At 41.1% G+C, this 18,002-nt stretch carries 16 protein-coding genes; 6 read left to right on the top strand and 10 right to left on the bottom strand.

Features of this window, described 5'->3' with window-relative positions; all coding sequences use genetic code 11:
- The 6 genes from gatA to EDD70_RS06340 all read right to left on the bottom strand — a co-directional run bounded on the left by gatA (position 1) and on the right by EDD70_RS06340 (position 7,283).
- On the bottom strand, positions 1-1,461 hold the full coding sequence (gatA, locus tag EDD70_RS06370) for an Asp-tRNA(Asn)/Glu-tRNA(Gln) amidotransferase subunit GatA (protein WP_092751854.1): 1,461 nt from the start codon (positions 1,459-1,461) through the stop codon (positions 1-3).
- 14 nt (positions 1,462-1,475) lie between these two features.
- Positions 1,476-1,745 (bottom strand): Asp-tRNA(Asn)/Glu-tRNA(Gln) amidotransferase subunit GatC, encoded by a 270-nt coding sequence (gatC, locus tag EDD70_RS06365; RefSeq protein ID WP_092751856.1) that lies wholly within the window; start codon positions 1,743-1,745, stop codon positions 1,476-1,478.
- Positions 1,746-1,818: 73 nt separating this feature from the next.
- Positions 1,819-3,798 carry an NAD-dependent DNA ligase LigA gene (ligA, locus tag EDD70_RS06360; protein ID WP_092751859.1) on the bottom strand — a complete coding sequence of 660 codons (1,980 nt, stop codon included), beginning with the start codon at positions 3,796-3,798 and terminating at the stop codon, positions 1,819-1,821.
- Positions 3,799-3,892: 94 nt separating this feature from the next.
- Complete coding sequence (gene yunB / locus EDD70_RS06355) at positions 3,893-4,585, bottom strand: sporulation protein YunB (RefSeq protein ID WP_092751860.1); 693 nt, start codon at positions 4,583-4,585, stop codon at positions 3,893-3,895.
- Between the two features lie 165 nt (positions 4,586-4,750).
- The gene (locus EDD70_RS06350) at positions 4,751-6,400 is read right to left on the bottom strand and encodes an AMP-binding protein (RefSeq protein ID WP_123811037.1); all 1,650 of its coding nucleotides are present in this window, start codon (positions 6,398-6,400) and stop codon (positions 4,751-4,753) included.
- A 223-nt stretch (positions 6,401-6,623) separates the two neighbouring features.
- Positions 6,624-7,283: an HAD family hydrolase gene (locus EDD70_RS06340; RefSeq protein ID WP_092751863.1), complete on the bottom strand. Its 660-nt coding sequence runs from the start codon at positions 7,281-7,283 to the stop codon at positions 6,624-6,626.
- Positions 7,284-7,465: 182 nt separating this feature from the next.
- On the opposite strand from EDD70_RS06340, the gene EDD70_RS06335 reads away from it, so the two are divergent.
- From EDD70_RS06335 to EDD70_RS06310, 6 genes are all read left to right on the top strand, one after another.
- The gene (locus tag EDD70_RS06335) at positions 7,466-7,681 is read left to right on the top strand and encodes a hypothetical protein (RefSeq protein WP_092751865.1); all 216 of its coding nucleotides are present in this window, start codon (positions 7,466-7,468) and stop codon (positions 7,679-7,681) included.
- A gap of 16 nt (positions 7,682-7,697) precedes the next feature.
- Complete coding sequence (locus EDD70_RS06330; RefSeq protein WP_092751867.1) at positions 7,698-10,571, top strand: N-acetylmuramoyl-L-alanine amidase; 2,874 nt, start codon at positions 7,698-7,700, stop codon at positions 10,569-10,571.
- Between the two features lie 90 nt (positions 10,572-10,661).
- Entirely contained in the window at positions 10,662-11,222 is a 561-nt protein-coding gene (locus EDD70_RS06325) for an RNA polymerase sigma factor (protein ID WP_242943073.1), read from the top strand.
- On the top strand, positions 11,219-11,692 hold the full coding sequence (locus EDD70_RS06320) for a hypothetical protein (RefSeq protein ID WP_092751871.1): 474 nt from the start codon (positions 11,219-11,221) through the stop codon (positions 11,690-11,692). Before EDD70_RS06325 ends, EDD70_RS06320 begins: the two co-directional genes overlap by 4 nt.
- Positions 11,679-12,242, top strand: a complete 564-nt coding sequence (locus EDD70_RS06315; protein ID WP_092751874.1) for a hypothetical protein — start codon at positions 11,679-11,681, stop codon at positions 12,240-12,242. The genes EDD70_RS06320 and EDD70_RS06315 overlap by 14 nt, the downstream gene beginning before the upstream one ends.
- Complete coding sequence (locus EDD70_RS06310; RefSeq protein WP_092751876.1) at positions 12,235-13,131, top strand: hypothetical protein; 897 nt, start codon at positions 12,235-12,237, stop codon at positions 13,129-13,131. Before EDD70_RS06315 ends, EDD70_RS06310 begins: the two co-directional genes overlap by 8 nt.
- A 111-nt stretch (positions 13,132-13,242) precedes the next feature.
- Here the strand turns inward: EDD70_RS06310 and EDD70_RS06305 are convergent, their stop codons facing one another.
- The 4 genes from EDD70_RS06305 to EDD70_RS06290 form a co-directional block, all read right to left on the bottom strand.
- Complete coding sequence (locus tag EDD70_RS06305) at positions 13,243-15,060, bottom strand: ABC transporter ATP-binding protein (protein WP_092751878.1); 1,818 nt, start codon at positions 15,058-15,060, stop codon at positions 13,243-13,245.
- A gap of 1 nt (position 15,061) precedes the next feature.
- The gene (locus tag EDD70_RS06300; protein WP_092751880.1) at positions 15,062-16,804 is read right to left on the bottom strand and encodes an ABC transporter ATP-binding protein; all 1,743 of its coding nucleotides are present in this window, start codon (positions 16,802-16,804) and stop codon (positions 15,062-15,064) included.
- Positions 16,780-17,262, bottom strand: coding sequence for a MarR family winged helix-turn-helix transcriptional regulator (locus tag EDD70_RS06295; protein WP_092751882.1), 483 nt, complete (start codon positions 17,260-17,262; stop codon positions 16,780-16,782). The genes EDD70_RS06300 and EDD70_RS06295 overlap by 25 nt, the downstream gene beginning before the upstream one ends.
- A gap of 247 nt (positions 17,263-17,509) precedes the next feature.
- Positions 17,510-17,959, bottom strand: coding sequence for a CD1247 N-terminal domain-containing protein (locus EDD70_RS06290; protein ID WP_092751884.1), 450 nt, complete (start codon positions 17,957-17,959; stop codon positions 17,510-17,512).
- Between the last annotated feature and the right edge of the window lie 43 nt (positions 17,960-18,002).

The following is an 18,002-nucleotide window of genomic DNA, read 5'->3' as shown; positions in this document are numbered from 1 at the left end:
TTACAGTGTAGGTATGGTGTTAAAACCACCATAGATATTCTCATAAAAACGTGCGGCTTTAAAGAGCAGTTGTTCTGAGAATTTGGGGCCGATAAGCTGCATACCGATGGGATGACCTTTTTCGTTGCTGCCGCACGGAATAGACATGGCAGGAAGACCTGCAATGTTGACTGTTACCGTGCATAAGTCACCCGCGTACATCTTTAAAATATCACCCACGCGTTCGCCGATTTTATAAGCTGTAGAAGGAGTTGTGGGGGTAATAATGACATCACACTCTTTAAACGCAGCATCATACTCTGCCATAATACGCTGCTGTAAACGTTTTGCACGTTTGTAGTATGCATCGTAGTAGCCGGAACTGAGCACAAAGGTACCAAGCATAATGCGGCGTTTTACCTCATTGCCAAAGCCCTCGCTGCGTGTTTTTTCGTACATATCGGTAAGGCCCGTATAACCTTCGGCACGGTAACCGTATTTGACACCGTCAAAACGTGCTAGGTTGGAAGATGCTTCTGCGGAAGAAATGATGTAATAAGCAGAAATTGCATAATCGGTAGATGCAAGAGATACTTCTTTTACAACTGCACCTGCGTTTTTTAGCTCATCGATTGCTTTGTATACTGCAACTTTTACATTTTCATCTACACCATCACCAAAATATTCTTTTGGTACGCCGATTCGCAGACCGTGAACATCTCCGTTCAGCCCTTTGGTAAAATCGTGCTGCGAAAGAACCGCTGAAGTTGCATCCATTTTGTCTTTGCCGCAGATGGCACTGTAAAGGGTTGCAACATCTTCTACCGAACGGCCGATGGGACCGATTTGGTCAAGTGAAGATGCAAACGCCACCAAACCGTAGCGTGAAACAGAACCATAGGTCGGTTTTAAGCCAACCAAACCGCAAAATGCAGCCGGCTGACGGATAGAACCGCCGGTATCCGAGCCTAGAGACAAAATTGCCTCACCTGCCGCAACACTTGCCGCAGAACCACCCGAAGAACCGCCGGGTACGCATGAAAGGTCGTGGGGGTTGGCGGTTTTCATAAATGCAGAATTTTCGCATGAGCCGCCCATGGCAAACTCATCGAGGTTTGCTTTGCCCGCCAACACAAAATCGTTGGCTTTTAGTTTTTCAATAACCGTTGCATCATAAGGCGGTACAAAGTTGCCAAGAATTTTAGATGCACAGGTGGTTTTTACACCCTTGGTACAGATATTATCTTTAACAGCTACAGGGATACCTGCAAGTGCAAACAACGCTTCGCCGGATGCAAGTTTTGCATCTACCTCGGCAGCTTTTGCAAGTGCAGAGGCTTTTTCTGTTGTAATGTATGCCTTAACCTTGTCTTCGACAGCATCAATTCTGTCAAATACAGAGTTGGTAATCTCAACCGCACTGCATTGCTTTTCTCGCAGCATTTTTGCAAGCTCGGTTGCGGTTTTGCTATAAAGCTCCATGTGTCAGTTCTCTCCTATTCAACAGTCTTTGGTACAACTACACAGCCTGCCTGAACAAGCGGTGCATTGCTGAGCAGTTCCTCACGCTTAACAGAGGGACGGATTTCGTCTTTTCGCAATTCCATGGGGTGTGAAGGGTCAACGTCTTGGTAATCATCGTGCAGTTCAGGTATTTTTTCTACCATTTGAATAATATCCTGCATCTCACCTTCAAATTTTGCAACTTCATCCTCGCTGATTTTCAGCCTTGCAAGCTTAGCAATATGCATAATGTCAATTTTCATCAATAACACCTCTTTTTGTCTTAGTATAGCTTTTGTAAGACAATTTTCAAGCCCTAAAAAGCACATATATAATTTAATTTATAAGCTGTTTAAATTCATCCTCGGTTAATACGGCAATACCCAGCGCCTGCGCTTTTGTCAGTTTACTACCTGCATCTTCACCTGCAAGTACATAGCTGGTTTTTTTTGATACCGATGATGATGTTTTGCCGCCAAGGCTTTCTATAATTTGAGAAGCTTCATCGCGCGTCATGGAAGGCAACGTGCCGGTGAGCACAAAAGTGAGACCAGCCAGTTTTTCGCCCATCTCGCTTTTTTTAGCTTGCATATTTACGCCCGCCGTTTTCAGCCGTTCCAACAAGTGTTCTGATTGCGGTTGTGCAAAAAATTCGCACACATACTGTGCCATAACCGCACCCATACCGTCGATAGAAGAGATTTCATCTTCTTTCGCAGTTGCAAGGCTTTCCATACTGCCAAAACGCTGTGCAAGCTGTTTTGCCGCTTTTTGTCCGATATTTTTAATGCCCAAAGCGAAAATAAGCTTGCTCAAGTCGTTAGATTTTGATTTTTCGATAGCCGAAATGAGGTTGTTTGCACTCTTTTTACCCATACGTTCAAGTGATGCCACATCGGTTACGGTTAAGTCATAAAGGTCAGCTGCAGATTTTACTATGCCTTCGTTTACCAGTAACTCCACAATCGCAGGACCGAGCCCGTCAATATCCATAGCATCACGCGATGCAAAATGGATGAGGTTGCGAAGAAGCTGTGCAGGGCAATCGGGGTTAACGCAAACAACCGCTACCATATCGATTTCGCGAACTGTATGAGAACCGCAGGCAGGGCAAACCGATGGGATTTGATACACAGGCTGGTCACCTGCATGCTCCACAACACACAACACTTCGGGAATAATCTCCCCCGCTTTGCGAACCAACACAATATCCCCTACAGATATGCCTTTGTCGTTGATGTAATCTTGATTATGCAGTGTTGCCCGGCTTACTGTGGTGCCTGCCAGTGTAATGGGTTCGAATACAGCGGTAGGGGTAAGAACGCCGGTTCTGCCTACGTTAATTTCAATTTTAAGCAATTTTGTAGTTTTTTCTTCGGGCGGATATTTAAATGCTACCGCCCAACGCGGATATTTTGCCGTTGCGCCCAGCTTTTCGCGATGGGTAAAGTTGTCCACCTTTACAACGGCACCATCGATATCAAAACCAAAACCATTGCGATTTTCACCTATGCGGTTGATTTCAGCAATGACATCGTCGATATTTTCGTATTTTTTATAGGACGGCGATACACGAAAGCCAAGGCTTTTCATGTAGTCAAGGCTCTCGCTGTGTGAAGTGATTTCTTTACCCTGAATTTGCTGCAGATTAAAAACAAAAATATCCAATTTACGGGTTGCGGTAATTTTTGGGTTTTTCTGACGCAAACTGCCTGCTGCGGCGTTGCGCGGATTTTTAAAAGGCTTTTCGTCGTTTAGTTCCTGTGCTTTCACTACATCCTCAAAGCTTTTATGAGGCATAAAAACCTCACCGCGCACCTCGATAAAAGGCAGCGGTTCTGCCAGTTTAAGCGGTATAGTGCGAATGGTGCGCAGGTTTGCGGTTACGTCCTCGCCGATGAGGCCGTCCCCCCTTGTAGAGCCACGTACAAAAACACCGTCGCGATACTCCAGCGAAACCGAAAGTCCGTCAATCTTAGGCTCTACCACATAAACAGGGTTGGGAATGCTCTCCCTTACACGTGTATCAAAAGTGCGCAAATCCTGCTCGCTGAACACATCTTGCAAGCTGCCCATCTGCACTTCGTGCACAACACTTTCAAATTGCCCTAACGCTTTGCCGCCAACACGAGAGGTGGGTGAGTTTGGCTGATGAAGTTCAGGGTATTTTTCTTCAATATCAATCAGCTCATGCAGCAGCTTATCGTATTCATAGTCCTCAATTTCAGGGTCATCCAATACATAGTAGCGATTACTGTGATATTCCAGTGTGGCAGTTAATTCATCCACACGTTTTTTTGCTTCTTGCAAGTCCATTGAGTAGTTGCCTCCGTTCTCGTACAAGCAATACTGATATATTATAGCATATTGTTGGCAAAAACGGTAGAACTAATTCCGATAGTTTTCGCATTTATTCCGCAGCTTTATCTGCACGATAGTCGTTTAATTTTGAAATGGTACTGCCTTCATCACCGGTAACCTTAGTAAATGCATCGGGCACAACGCCGACAATAATGGTTTCGGCAAGAGTTACATTGGTGGTTACTTCTGTATTTGCGCTGTAGCCCGGCAGCAATGCGGTAATATGGATTGTGATTTTAAGCATAATTTGATGGCGTGTTTGATTAATCCCGGCTGAATCGAATTGGTTCATAATATCGCTCTGTACGTACCCTGCATTCAAAATGCGAAAATTTATAGATGGACCGCGTCCTGAAAAAATCTGCCCCCCAAACAGTGTACCTAAAGGGATTTTGAGATTGGCTGTTTCTAACGCGTTTAATTTATGTACAACTGCATCGGTAATCCCTACTTTTAAGCGGTTGAGTGAGAGCATATCGGTTTCAATGGCTGTTACGGTACCTCCCGCAGTGGTACTAAGCTTGATTAAAGAATCATAAGTAATATTTTTCGATGCCAACTCTTCGGCAACCGCATCGTTAATAGACCGTATTGCAAACAAACGCGCCTGATATGCTGCCATAGTTTCAACAGAAGGGCGAATTTTCATATCCAGCAAAACAACAGCCAGCAAAATGGCAGTAATAATGGTCATGATTTTAACCAATTCGATTCTTTTACGTCTTTGCCTGTAGCTTTGCATCGTCTTCCCCCCTCAAATAATAATGCATCATAGCATGATATTCGAGTTTGGGTAAAAAAGTGTTTTTATTGCAAAAATCGCTTATTAAAAGATAAAATTTAATGAAAGGACTACTACTATATGTGAAAACAAGCGCACAGAAAACTGTGCGCTTGTTTTGGGGTGCTATTTATTATCGTTGTTGCGGATATCAACACGTTTGATTTTGCCACTGATGGTTTTGGGGAGTTCTTCAACAAACTCAACAATACGAGGGTATTTGTACGGTGCAGTTTGTTTTTTAACATAGCTTTGCAGTTCTTTAATCAGTTCAGTTGATGGTTTGTAAGCTTTTGTAAGAACGATGGTTGCTTTGACAACCTGCCCGCGTACAGGGTCAGGGGCACCAGTAACCGCGCACTCCAATACCGCCGGATGTTCCATCAAAACGCTTTCAATCTCAAAGGGACCGATACGGTAACCCGACGCTTTGATGACATCATCGGTTCTGCCGACATACCAAAAGAAGCCGTCTTCATCTCTCCAAGCAGTGTCACCTGTATGGTAAAGGTTATCATGCCAAGCTTCGTTTGTCAGCTTTTCGTTGCGGTAATACCCCATAAACAAACCAGGCTGTTTTACACTATCTTGCGTGCGGATGACAATTTCACCGGTAACACCGGGTTCTACGCTGTTGCCGTCTTCATCCACAAGGTCTACATGATACATCGGCGACGGCTTGCCCATGGAACCGACTTTTGGGGTTGTGCCAACAAGGTTGGTAAGCACAAGTGTAGTTTCTGTCTGTCCGAAGCCCTCCATTAATTTGAGCCCGGTATATTCTAAAAATCGGTTGTAAACCTCGGGGTTAAGTGCTTCACCCGCGGTTGTTGCATACTTGAGGCACGAGAGGTCATAGCCGTCCATCCCCTCTTTAATAAAGAAACGGTACATCGTTGGCGGAGCACAGAAAGTTGTAATGCGGTATTTTTCAATTTTTGCCAAAATATCGCCGGGGACAAACTTATCGAAATCGTAAACAAATACCGTTGTACCGCAAATCCATTGTCCGTATAGCTTGCCCCATGCTGCTTTTCCCCAGCCTGTATCGGAGATGGAAAGGTGAATTCCGTCGGGATCGACGTTGTGCCAGTATTTTGCAGTAATGATGTGCCCCAGCGAATAGGTATGATCGTGGATAACCATTTTGGGATAACCTGTTGTACCGGAAGTAAAGTACAAAAGCATTGGCTCGTGTGCTTTCGTTTCAACCCGCTCAAAATTTTCAGATGCTTTTTCTACTTCATCGGTAAAGCTGTACCAACCATCTCTCTTACCATTCACGATGATTTTGGAACTGAGACCTTTGTACTCTTCACAAGCCATATCCACATGTTCTGCAACCTCACCATCTGCGGTACACAAAACCGCCTTAACACCGGCAGCTTCAAAACGGTATTCAAAATCTTTTTTGGTAAGCAAATTGGTTGCCGGAATTGCGACTGCGCCAAGCTTGTGAAGTGCCAAAATACTAAACCAAAACTCGAAATGACGCTTGAGCACCAACATAACCATATCGCCTTTTTTCACGCCGTGTGTACGTAGCATATTGGCAGTTTTATCACTCATCCGTTTCAAATCTGAGAAAGAAAAGGTATGCTCCTCACCTGCCTCGTTACACCAGATCATAGCACGGCGGTTCGGCTGTAACCGAGCAATTTCATCCATAACGTCATAAGCAAAATTATAATTTTCTGAATATTTTAGTGTGAAATCACACAAAACACCGCGTTTTGTAAATTTTTCATCACAAAAACGTTCGTAAAAGTTTTCCATATCCATCGGTTATTCCTCCTCTTTTAAAACCACTGCCAAAAATGTGCAGTCTTCGCCGCCGGTTGCAATCATGCCATGCCCTTTGCCCGAATCGTAATAAATCGCATCCCCTTCGTGCAATATTTCAATCTGAAAATGATTTAGGATAAAACAATCTCTTTCATCGCTTTTATAATGGTTTATAAAATTGTTATTATTATGATATTGCAATTAGTCAAAAATGTCAATGATTATTTTGTGCAATACGCAGCAAATCTTCAACTTTGTCTACAATGGCATATGCGCCCGCCTTTTGCAGCTCTTCTTTTGTACGATATCCCCACAACACGCCGATTCCTTTCACTTTTGCATTGTTTGCAACCAGCATATCTACATCAGAATCGCCTATGTATAAAGTTTCATCTTTTGTAAATCCAGATTGCTCTATCACCATATTCACGCAAGTTGGGTCTGGCTTATGGGGGATGCCGTCACGATTGCCGAATACTTGGATAAAGTTTATCTTAGGGAAGAAATCTTTTACCAGCTGCTGCGCCTGCTCATTCGGTTTATTGGTTACGACAGCAAGCGAATAGCCCCTGTTTTGCAGTTCGAGCAAAACCTCTGAAATGCCGTGAAAAGGCTTTGTGTTGTCTTGCATATGTTCGTGATAATAGGCAACCTGCTCTGTTTTAAGCTGCGCTATAATCTCAGGAGTACGTGCCTCCTCGGGCAAAGCGCGTGCTATCAGCATCAGTACACCATCACCCACAAAATAGTGATAGGCGTCTGTGGGGTGTGTAGGATAACCGTGGCGTTTTAAAACCCAGTTCGTAGCCGCAGCAAGATCATGAATGGAATCAATCAAAGTACCATCCAAATCAAAAATCATCAGTTTTATCATATATAAAAATCCTCCAGATTGTAATCTCTACTAATACCCTACCTTATTTTTATACAATTTGCAAGCAACGTGATGCAGAAATAATTCCACATGATGCAATTATTTTTGTGATGATTAAGACATTTGCCAGCAAATTTGATATAATAAATTCAACATATTCATAACAATAAAGAGGTGTGGTAATGAAATCAAAACTTTTTTCGAATAAAATAGAGCCCTCGTGCAGCTATTGCAGTCATGGCAATCTTTCAAAAGACAATTTAATGATTCTTTGTGAAAAAAAAGGGATTGTTGACCCATACTTTAAATGCAGAGCTTTTTGCTATTCGCCTCTGAAGCGAATGCCTAAAAAGCCCAATAAACTGCCTACTTTTGATAAAAGTGATTTTGAGCTTTAATATAGGAGAGAGATTATTGAAAATAAACTTTAAACATGCTTTTATAATTGCAGCTGTATTCATTTTAGCCGCTGCAATGCTGCCTGCAACCGTATTAGCAGTCCCCCCCTTAAAATACAGTACAGCAGGCAAGGTGAATGGGATATATGTTGCAACGGGGCACAATGCTGATTTTCCGTCAGCAACGAATCTTTCAAAAACACAACTAAAACAAGAACTCGACCGCATTGTTGATTTTAGTGCGCAGTACGGGTTTAATCATATTTTTTTTGAAGCGGTAACAGATGGCGGAGCACTTTACAACTCCAAAGTCTATGAAGACAGCGAATATCTTACAACAAAGAAGAAACGCTTTTTGTTTGATTGGAATCGTTTCGACCCGCTGGATTATTTAATTAAGCAAGCTGCAAAAAAGAATATTAAAGTAACGGCAGTTGTCAATCCTTTTTTAATCTCCGGCATAGGTGAAATGCCAAGTAATCCAAATAATATCGCTGTTAAAAACAGTGAATATGTCGTTTCGGCAAATGGCAAGCTGTATTTAAAACCAAGTGAGCAATTCACGCAGAAACTTGTGGCTTCTGCTACGGAAGAACTTGCAAAAAAATACGATGTGTATGGTATTCTGTTGAAAGATTTTGCATATCCAACTCAGGATTTTGAGATAGAAACTACGAACGAACAAAAAACGCAACTTTTAACCAACCTCATCGGCAATATTAATAGTAAGGTTAAAAAGGCCCGCTCTAAAGTAACGCTAGGTATTATGACCGACGAGGCTTTTATAGGCAAAGAATCTTTTAACGGATACACCGACAAAGAAACTTGGGCGCGAAATAAGCTATTCGATTTTATTGTGCCGAATATTAATTTAAAAGCAGATAGCGGAGCTTACGAAAAAGAACTCGTAAAATGGAAAGAATTTGCGCAAAAAAATGATATCGATTTTTATACCGGAAATGCAGCAAACCGAATTTTTACACCTGTTGCCGATAACAATTATTTCGATAGTGCATTGGAACTTAATCTGCAGCTCTTTTTGAATAACCAAAACGGTGCAAATGGGTGCGTAATACGCAATTATAATTCGATTAAAGATAATTTTTTTGATGTAGCCAGCAGTCTCTCGGCAGTATTCAGCACTGTAAATATAGGATTGGAACAAGCTTACCTTAAAGTAAATTTGGATATTCCGCAAGAATTTAACATTACACGCCCTGCAGAAAAAATCAATACGACCTATAAAGCTTATTATATTATGGGTACTTCTAACCCAAGCCTACCCATTACAATGAACGAAAATAAAATTGACCAAGCACCTAAAGGTACTTTTGGCATTTTGGTAAATCTAAAATTAGGTGAAAATACATTTTACTTTAAACAGGGCGATAAAACACAAACCGTTACTATCTCGCGTTATGACCCTAATTCTGTTATGCCCGCCAAAATATCTGAGATACGGCAAAACAGTATGTTCCCGCAATATGACGAAGGGGTGCAAGTAGGCAAAGAGTTTACCCTGTTTTGCACCGCACCTTCAGGCGCATCTGTTACGGCACAAGCAAACGGACAAACCGTGCAACTTTCGCAAACTGCAACAGCAAGTGTAGGTGTTCCCGCTGTTTTTACAGCAAAAGCAAAACTTGCCGATAGCTACCCCGCCGATGAAACCACCCGTATTGGGATAATAACTTATACAATGAATTACAACGGCAAAAGCACAACTTATACCTCTAACGGCGAACTGTTGGCTGTTGGTAAAAACTCGAAATTTGCGATAGAAATTTCTGATATGCGCGGAGACACAAGCTCTGTAAATATTGCCTATGAATTTCGCGATAAAATGATCGTGTCGGTAGAAAAAGGGGCAACCGATTACGTAGTTGAAAACAGCGGAGATTACTATAAATTGAGCTGCGGCGGATATATTCACAAAGAAGATGTAAAGGTTTTGGAAGGCAAGGTTAACATTGATACCACCGTAAATGATATATCTTTTACATCGGATGACATTGGCGAAACATTTACTATGTCAGCAAACGGTAAGCCCTACTATGTATCGGAATACGGCGAAAACTCTTTGAGTGTTACTTTTTATAATACATCTTTGGATAGCGGTGCAGCATTTGATTCTTCGCAAAGCAAACTGTTTAGTTCTGTAAAAGCAGAATATGACAGCACCAAAAAATGTACCACCGTTACCTTTACAACAAAGGACAAGAAACGGCTTTGGAGCTACAATGTTGAGTTTAACCAAGGCAGTATATTAATTCGTGCAAAAAACACGCCGAAACTTTCAACCAACCCTGCAAAACCACTGGAAGGAATCACCATTGTTTTAGACGCAGGGCATGGCGGCAACGACCCGGGAGCACTGGGCGTAGCAGGACATACGGGGCCTACAGAGAGCCAGTTGAATTATCTCAATGCTTATGCTTCTTATTTAAGGCTGAAAGCTTTGGGGGCAAATGTTTATATGACACAGACGAAAGATGAACGTTTGAGTTACGAGCAGCGGATGGATATGGCACGTGATTTACGAGCAGATTTATACTTATCTTTCCACCTGAACTCTACTGCTGAAAGTACCGACAGTACCAATGCAAAAGGAATAGAAGTTTATTACAACCAAGAATTAGCGGTACCGTTTGGAAACGCTATTTTTAATGAGCTTTGCAAAGCAACCAGCCGTAAAGAACGCGGTGTAAGAAAATCGACGTTTCGCGTTACCCAAATGACGCATACGCCCTCCCTTTTATGTGAACTTGGCTATATGGTAAGCCCCGAAGAGTATGAGCAACTCTGCGACCCTTATTATATTTATAAATCTGCACTGGGTATTTCAAACGGAATTATCAAAGCTGTTCGTGAAGCAAACTCGTCAATTTAATATTTTTAAATTATGAGCAGAGATTTTCTCTGCTCATCTTTTGCTTAATTATATTTAATAAATTTTATTTTTTTGAAGACAATTGCAATTATGATTCGTATTATTAATTGTACGACACAAAAAGGTGGTGAACATAAGCCCAAAATGACAAATGAAGAATTCGAACAGTTGATTGAACGCTACGAAAAGCTTGTGTTTACCATCTGTTACCAAATGGTGCGAGACTTCCATGAAGCACAAAATCTTGCACAGGATACATTCTTTTCAGCTTATCAACACATAGACAGCTGTCCGGCAGAGAGCTACAAACCTTGGCTTGCCAGAATTGCCACGAATAAGGCAAAAGATTATCTCAAAAGTGCCTATATGCGCCGAGTAATTGTAAGCGACGACGAAAAGTTCTCAAATATCCCTGCAGAAAACAGCCCGGATGAAATTTACATCGAGAGCGAAACAGAACAAAATATACGAGATAAAATCGAAGCTTTAAAAGAGCCGTATCTAAAAGTATCTACGATGTATTTTATCGAGGATAAAAATGTAGAGGAAATATCAAAGCTGTTGGGCAGACCAAAAAAGACGGTGCAAACACAAATTTACCGTGCAAAAAATCTGCTGCAGCAGCTAATAAAGGAGGAAAGACAGACGTGAAAGAGTATTTTGATGAAAACGGACATTTAACAGATTTTGCACTGTTTGATTTAATTGATGAACTACCGGATGAATTACAGCGCTTGGAAATAGCGGAGCACCTGAGTTTTTGCGACCATTGTACCGAGCGTTATACCGCCATACTCTGCGATGACGTTCTGATTTCTCCGCCGAAACCGTTGAAAACCAATGTGTTGCAGCGAATTAGGCAACAAGCAAGAATTGTATTTTTTAACCGCTATGTTGCGGCCGGTGTTGCAGCGTGTTTTACTATGGTGTTGTGGACGAGTGGTGCGTTTAGCGCCGGCAATATTAAAATTAAAGACCGCAATGCTTTGGAGGACTTAACTGTGATAACAGGAAACTTTACAGAAAAAGCAGTAGAATTCGGACAGAATGTTTCTGATGAAATCAATAAATTTTTTACTAACTTCAATTTGGAGGGAGACTTTACCGATGAGAAAAAGTAGTTTTTTAACTTTTATTTTTGCGTTTATTCCCGGTGCGGGACAGATGTATTTGGGTATGATGAAAAAAGGTGTTTCAGTTATGCTTGCTTTTGCACTGATTACAGCAATATCCGGTTTTTTAAATATGCCGTTTTTTGCAATTGTTCTCCCTGTAATTTGGTTTTATTCGTTTTTTGACACATTTAATATCAAAGCTATGACCTACGAACAGCGTTTGCAACATGAGGACAAATTTTTATTTAATCTGGAAAATATCGTTTTAAAAGATGACTGGAAACAGATATTGAAAAAGCGCCACACCTTAATCGGCGGTGGATGTATTGCACTGGGTATATACATGCTGTTCCAAAATCTTGTAAACCCATATATGCATTTGATTTATGATTATGCTCCGTGGGTTTACCGCATCATACACAATATCCCTACCTTGATAGTATCGATTGCAATTATTGCACTTGGCATCCATTTAGTGATAGGCAATAATAAAAAAGCGACACAGCCCCCGCAAGATGACGACTTTGTGGAATACGGAGGACACAACCATGAATAATGAATTGGAAAAGAAACCTGATGATGAACAAGTTGAGGTACCGGTTGAAAAAGCAACTGATACCACCCCAACCGAGACTGCCGAGCAGGCACAAAGTACAGCATCGTATAATCATCAGTATCCCCCTTCTTATACTGAAGAAGCAGTTCAGCCGCGCAAAGTTCGCAGAGTAGGTACATTGACCATGGGGCTTGCATTAATTGCTGCCGGTGTTTTTGCCATAGTCTCACTTTTTAGCCCATCGTTGGATATTGTTCGATTATTAAAACTCTCCCCTGTTGTTTTAATTTTTCTTGGGATTGAAATTTTGGTTAATCATTTTTTTCACCGTGACGATCACCTTAAATACGATTTTTTAAGCGGATTTGTATGTTTTATTCTAATTTGCGCCAGTGTTGGTGCCGCTATTATTCCCCCGATTTACGAACAATATGGCCCTCGCCGCTATAATAATGAAAAAGTTATCAGTGCCGAAATTGAAGATATGTGCTTTAATGCTCTGAATGGGTTGCCTGTTTCTTCTCTTTCTGCTGACGTAAGTTTGGAAGGATACCTTAAAACAGAGCAAGAAATTACTTATAAAAATCTCCGTCCCATTGATTATGTAACGCTTAATATTGAACTATTAAATGACTATACCGATAAGACACAGTTTACAGGCGATTGTAAAAAAATATTAGATAAACTGGCTGCACATAATATCCCATTTCAACATATTTATTTTCGATACGAAAGCAAAAAAGGGCTTCGATACAGCTTGAATATAAATGATAAATTTGAAGCTGCGCTAAGTGCAGAAAAGTTGACTTTATTGGCAAGTGACAACGCGGAAGAACTTGCCAGCCAAGCTGCCGAAGAAGAATTGGAACAACAAGCAAATGCAGCTTAGAACCAACGTATCAATTGCCTATACAGGCATTGAATAAAACACAATAACCCTAAACACAAAGAACCCGTCAGAAATTAACTGACGGGTTCTTTGTGTTTAAATATAAAATTTTTATGCTACGTTGTTGCTCGCAAATTGGCTGTTGTACAGTTGTGCATAAAAACCATTTTGAGCAATCAATTCATCGTGAGTGCCAGTTTCTACAATATCACCATCTTGAAGTACCATAATGAGGTTAGCATCTTTAATAGTAGATAGCCTATGTGCTATAACAAAGCTGGTTCTCCCCTTCATTAGGTTCTTCATACCGCGCTGAATACGCTGTTCGGTACGGGTATCGACAGAACTTGTTGCCTCATCAAGTATTAATATATTGGGTTGCGACAAAATTGCACGTGCAATCGTAAGCAGCTGTCGCTGACCCTGTGAAATGTTAGAAGCATCCTCGTTTAAGACAAAATCATAGCCGTCGGGCAACTGCATAATAAATTTATGCGCATGCGCCGATTTTGCAGCAGCTTCAATTTCTTCAAAGCTTGCCCCCAGTCTGCCATACTCAATATTTTCACGTATGGTACCTTTAAACAACCATGTATCCTGTAAAACCATACCGAATAAATTTCGTAAATCCGAACGTTTCATGTCCATAATATCTACACCGTCAATTTTAATGCTGCCTGAGTTAATCTCGTAAAAACGCATCAACAGGTTGACGATAGTGGTTTTACCCGCACCCGTAGGGCCGACAATTGCAACCTGTTCGCCGCTTTTGACGTGAATATTAAGGTCGTGGATAAGAGTATTTTCGGAGCTATAACCAAATTTTACATGCGAAAACTCTACATTGCCTTGTACATTGGTAATTTCAACCGCAGGGCTTTTTTCGGGAGTTTCTTCTGTTTCATCAAGGAACTCAAAAATACGTTCTGCTGCAGCTCCTGTAGATTGCATTAAATTCATAATCTGCGAGGTTTGCACAATAGGCATTGTAAACTGACGCATATATTGAATAAAAGACTGGATACTGCCCACATACATACGGCCGGAAACTACAGCGAGCCCGCCGACTATGGCGATAAGCGCATAACCGATATTGCCGATAAAACTGATACCGGGCATCATAATGCTTGACATAAACTGCGCCTTCCAACCATAATCGTACAACTGATTATTGATTTTATCAAATTTTTCTATCACTTCATCTTCGCGGTTAAACACTTTAATAACGTTATGGCCAGAATACATTTCTTCTACATGCCCGTTAATATCGCCAATCGCTTGCTGTTGGCCGCGAAATAAGCCCTGTGATTTTTTTACAACACCAATCGAAATAAGAAACGAAAATGGCAGAGTACACAATGCAATTGCGGTGAGCACCGGGCTTATAGAAATCATCATAATCAATATACCCACAATTGTGGTAGCCGAAGTGATAAGCTGCGTAATGCCCTGCTGAAGCGACTGTTGTACGGTATCAACATCGTTCGTAACTCTGCTTAGAACATCGCCGAATGTGCGGGTATCAAAATAATTCAGCGGTAGTTTTTTAATTTTCTCATCAACTACTTTACGCAGCGAGTACATTGTTTTTTGCGAAATACCTGCCATAATGTATTGTTCAAAATATTTAAACAAAGCGGAACAGACATAGAGCAAACCAAGTATGATGAGAATCTTTCTCATCAGTGCAAAATTAATGCCTGCACCGCCATTCGAAGCATCAATGATACCCCTGTGCAGCTCATTTGTGGTCATTCCCAGTACCAAAGGTGCTAACACCGCAGCGATGGTAGAAAGAATTGCAAAAATAACAACTAACACGAAACTCGCTTTGTATTTTCCAACGTATCCAAAAAGGCGCTTATATGTGCCTTTTAAATCTTTTACTTTAGCGTCAGACATCTTCTGATTTTGTCCCATATGTTTCATATCAGACATTTCCTCCTTTCTGAATTTCCTCGGCAGAAAGCTGTGAGGAGACAATCTCTTTGTAAACATCGCAGTTTTGCAACAGCTCTTGGTGAGTACCTTCACCCACGATACGTCCCTCATCCAGTACTAGTATTCGGTCTGCATCCATAATGGTGCTTACACGCTGTGCAACGATAATTACCGTTGCTTCTTTGGTTTCAGGTTTTAAAGATTTACGCAGTTGAACGTCTGTTTTAAAGTCCAGCGCAGAAAAGCTATCGTCGAAAATATAAATTTCAGGTTTTTTTACAATAGCACGTGCGATAGCAAGACGCTGCTTTTGTCCGCCCGAAACATTGGTGCCGCCTTGTGCAATATGTTCATCCAGTTTTAGCGGTTTATCAGATATAAACTCCCAAGCCTGTGCAATTTCGGCTGCTTTTTTTATCTCCTCATTGCCGGCATTATCATTACCGTAGCGGATGTTCTCGGCGATTGAGCCCGTGAACAGCACTGCTTTTTGAGGAACATAGCCGATTTTATCGCGAAGAACGCTTTGATTATATTCACGAACATCTATACCGTCTACCAAAACCTGCCCCTCAGTCGCATCATAAAGGCGCGGAATCAGGTTGACAAGCGTAGATTTTCCGCTGCCGGTACTGCCGATTATTGCAGTTGTCTCACCCGGCTTTGCAGAAAACGATATGTTGGAGAGTGCCGGTTCTTCAGCGTGATTAAAACGAAAGCTGACATTTTTAAACTCGACATAACCTTTAAGTTTGCTGCTTTCAACCGGTTTTTCGGGGTTTTTTATTGATAACTGCATATTCATTACTTCATTGATACGGTCTGCAGATGCAGTAGCCCTTGGCATCATAACAAATATCATAGAGAGCATGGTGAGTGAAATCATAATCTGCATAACATACTGAATTACTGCAACAATATCTCCATCCAACAGTGTGCCCTGTGCAACCCACTTTGAACCGACCGCAACAATAGCTATGGTAGTAGCGTTCATAATTAACATAACGGTAGGTATGGTAGAAGACATAATTCGCTGCATTTTTAATGATGTTTTAGAAAAATCAATGTTTGCTTTGTCAAAACGCTTTATTTCGTGTTCATCTGTGTTAAATGCACGAATAACACGAATACCTGTCAGTTTTTCGCGCAAGACGCGGTTAATGGCATCCAGCTTTTTTTGCATTGATTTCGATAGCGGCATTGCTTTGGAGGCAATGACCAGCACCACAGTTACAAGTACAGTTATGGAAAGAAAAATGATAACTGATAATCCTGTATTTTTGCTGACTGCCATAAAAATACCGCCGATTGCCATGATAGGTGCCTGCAGCACTATACGCATAAACATCATCATAAAGTTTTGCACTTGTGTAATATCGTTAGTAGTGCGGGTAATCAGTGAAGCTGTACCGATTTGATCAAACTCGTGCAATGAGAAGCCCTCAACTTTAACAAAAAGTTTGCGGCGCAGGTTACGGCCTAAGCCTGTGGAAAGGCGTGCAGCCAAAAAACCATTGAACAGATTACAAACCGCACTGAGCAGTGCAAAAGCAATCATGATAAGCCCGATGCGAATAATATATGGATTATTGCCTTCAACGATACCTTTATTGATTATATTGGACAGCAGGTTCGGCAGCTGCAAATCTGCCAGTACACTGCTGAATGTAAGAAGCACAATACCGAACACCGCTAATTTAAATGATTTTAATTCTTTGAAAATGCTTCGCATACAGAGCCTCCTTGATTATTTCTTTTTGAAGTATAGTATTGCAGTAATCTGTTGGTAATACGCAAAAGCTCGGTACTGTCTTTTTCGCCGAGATAATCTGTTACTTCTTTAATATGCGTTCTTAGTTCATCGATTGTATCTTCAAGCACTTGTTTACCCAATTCTGTAAGAGAAATGATAATTACTCTCCTATCAGTTACATCTAAGCTGCGCAGGATGTATCCCTTTTTTTCAAGACGATTCAATATAGGGGTAATACCGGATGCAGCAACATTCAGTGCTGCTGCAATTTCAGTGGATTTCATTTTTTCTTCTTTAGAACATTGGACGCAGAACAGCACTGCCCTCTCACCATGTTTTAAAAGGGCATTGTGCTTTGTTTTGGTAAAACTCAATCTTTTCATTTGCGATAAATTGATGAGAATTTCGTCTGCCAGTTTATTTTGATTTTGTTCCATATTTTCACCTACTTTAAAATTACTTAACACCGCTAACTATTAATGCAATTAAGTATATAACATTATGGACAAACAATCAATGAACCAATTGTTAATAATATATAAAACTATGAACAAAAAAACCGATAGAATAATCTCTACCGGTTTTTTAATTATGACAGTTGTTAGTTGGCTCACAACTTTTTTACATGTTAACAGTGCGGCACCGTTATAAAACGCCGTCGCACTATTAGAGTATACCTATTTGTTATTTGTCGCAATCACATTCATGATCCTGTCCACAACCACAATCACAGTCTTCTGCCTCGAAATCAAACTCGAGCAGCTCTCCGCAATTAGGGCAATCGATAGAACCGTCATCAAGAATGTCGTCGTTTACATATACGGTGTCACCGCATTTGGGGCAAGTCACTTCGTATAAATCTTCGTCTTCGAATTCTTCGTCTTCATCATCGCAGCAGCTGCATTCGTCTTCGTCCTCATAAAAATCTTCTTCCAAAGATTCCAAGTCCTCGTCGATTGCATCAACCTGCTCGCTCAATTCTGCCACATCGTCTTCAATGTCAGACATTGTGAAAGCAATATCATCCAAGACCTCAAGCATCTCTTTGATTACTCTGCCTTCTTTGGTGGAATCATCAACGCCTAGACCTTCGGTCAAACCTCTTAGATAAGCAACTCTTTCAGTTACAGTCATGATAGTATCCTCCCTTACCAGAAATTATATTTTAAAATTGGGA

This window comes from Hydrogenoanaerobacterium saccharovorans, assembly GCF_003814745.1.
GTDB classification, from domain to species: domain Bacteria; phylum Bacillota; class Clostridia; order Oscillospirales; family Ruminococcaceae; genus Hydrogenoanaerobacterium; species Hydrogenoanaerobacterium saccharovorans.
The sequence above is the reverse complement of the archived record's forward strand: the minus strand, read 5'-3'. Positions and strand labels throughout refer to the sequence as shown.

Coding starts and splice junctions, on each gene's coding strand:
- gatA (WP_092751854.1), bottom strand. CDS start 1,461: ATGGAGCTTTATAGCAAAACCGCAACCGAGCTTGCAAAAATGCTGCGA.
- gatC (WP_092751856.1), bottom strand. CDS start 1,745: ATGAAAATTGACATTATGCATATTGCTAAGCTTGCAAGGCTGAAAATC.
- ligA (WP_092751859.1), bottom strand. CDS start 3,798: ATGGACTTGCAAGAAGCAAAAAAACGTGTGGATGAATTAACTGCCACA.
- yunB (WP_092751860.1), bottom strand. CDS start 4,585: ATGCAAAGCTACAGGCAAAGACGTAAAAGAATCGAATTGGTTAAAATC.
- EDD70_RS06350 (WP_123811037.1), bottom strand. CDS start 6,400: ATGGAAAACTTTTACGAACGTTTTTGTGATGAAAAATTTACAAAACGC.
- EDD70_RS06340 (WP_092751863.1), bottom strand. CDS start 7,283: ATGATAAAACTGATGATTTTTGATTTGGATGGTACTTTGATTGATTCC.
- EDD70_RS06335 (WP_092751865.1), top strand. CDS start 7,466: ATGAAATCAAAACTTTTTTCGAATAAAATAGAGCCCTCGTGCAGCTAT.
- EDD70_RS06325 (WP_242943073.1), top strand. CDS start 10,662: ATGATTCGTATTATTAATTGTACGACACAAAAAGGTGGTGAACATAAG.
- EDD70_RS06315 (WP_092751874.1), top strand. CDS start 11,679: ATGAGAAAAAGTAGTTTTTTAACTTTTATTTTTGCGTTTATTCCCGGT.
- EDD70_RS06310 (WP_092751876.1), top strand. CDS start 12,235: ATGAATAATGAATTGGAAAAGAAACCTGATGATGAACAAGTTGAGGTA.
- EDD70_RS06305 (WP_092751878.1), bottom strand. CDS start 15,060: ATGAAACATATGGGACAAAATCAGAAGATGTCTGACGCTAAAGTAAAA.
- EDD70_RS06300 (WP_092751880.1), bottom strand. CDS start 16,804: ATGCGAAGCATTTTCAAAGAATTAAAATCATTTAAATTAGCGGTGTTC.
- EDD70_RS06295 (WP_092751882.1), bottom strand. CDS start 17,262: ATGGAACAAAATCAAAATAAACTGGCAGACGAAATTCTCATCAATTTA.
- EDD70_RS06290 (WP_092751884.1), bottom strand. CDS start 17,959: ATGACTGTAACTGAAAGAGTTGCTTATCTAAGAGGTTTGACCGAAGGT.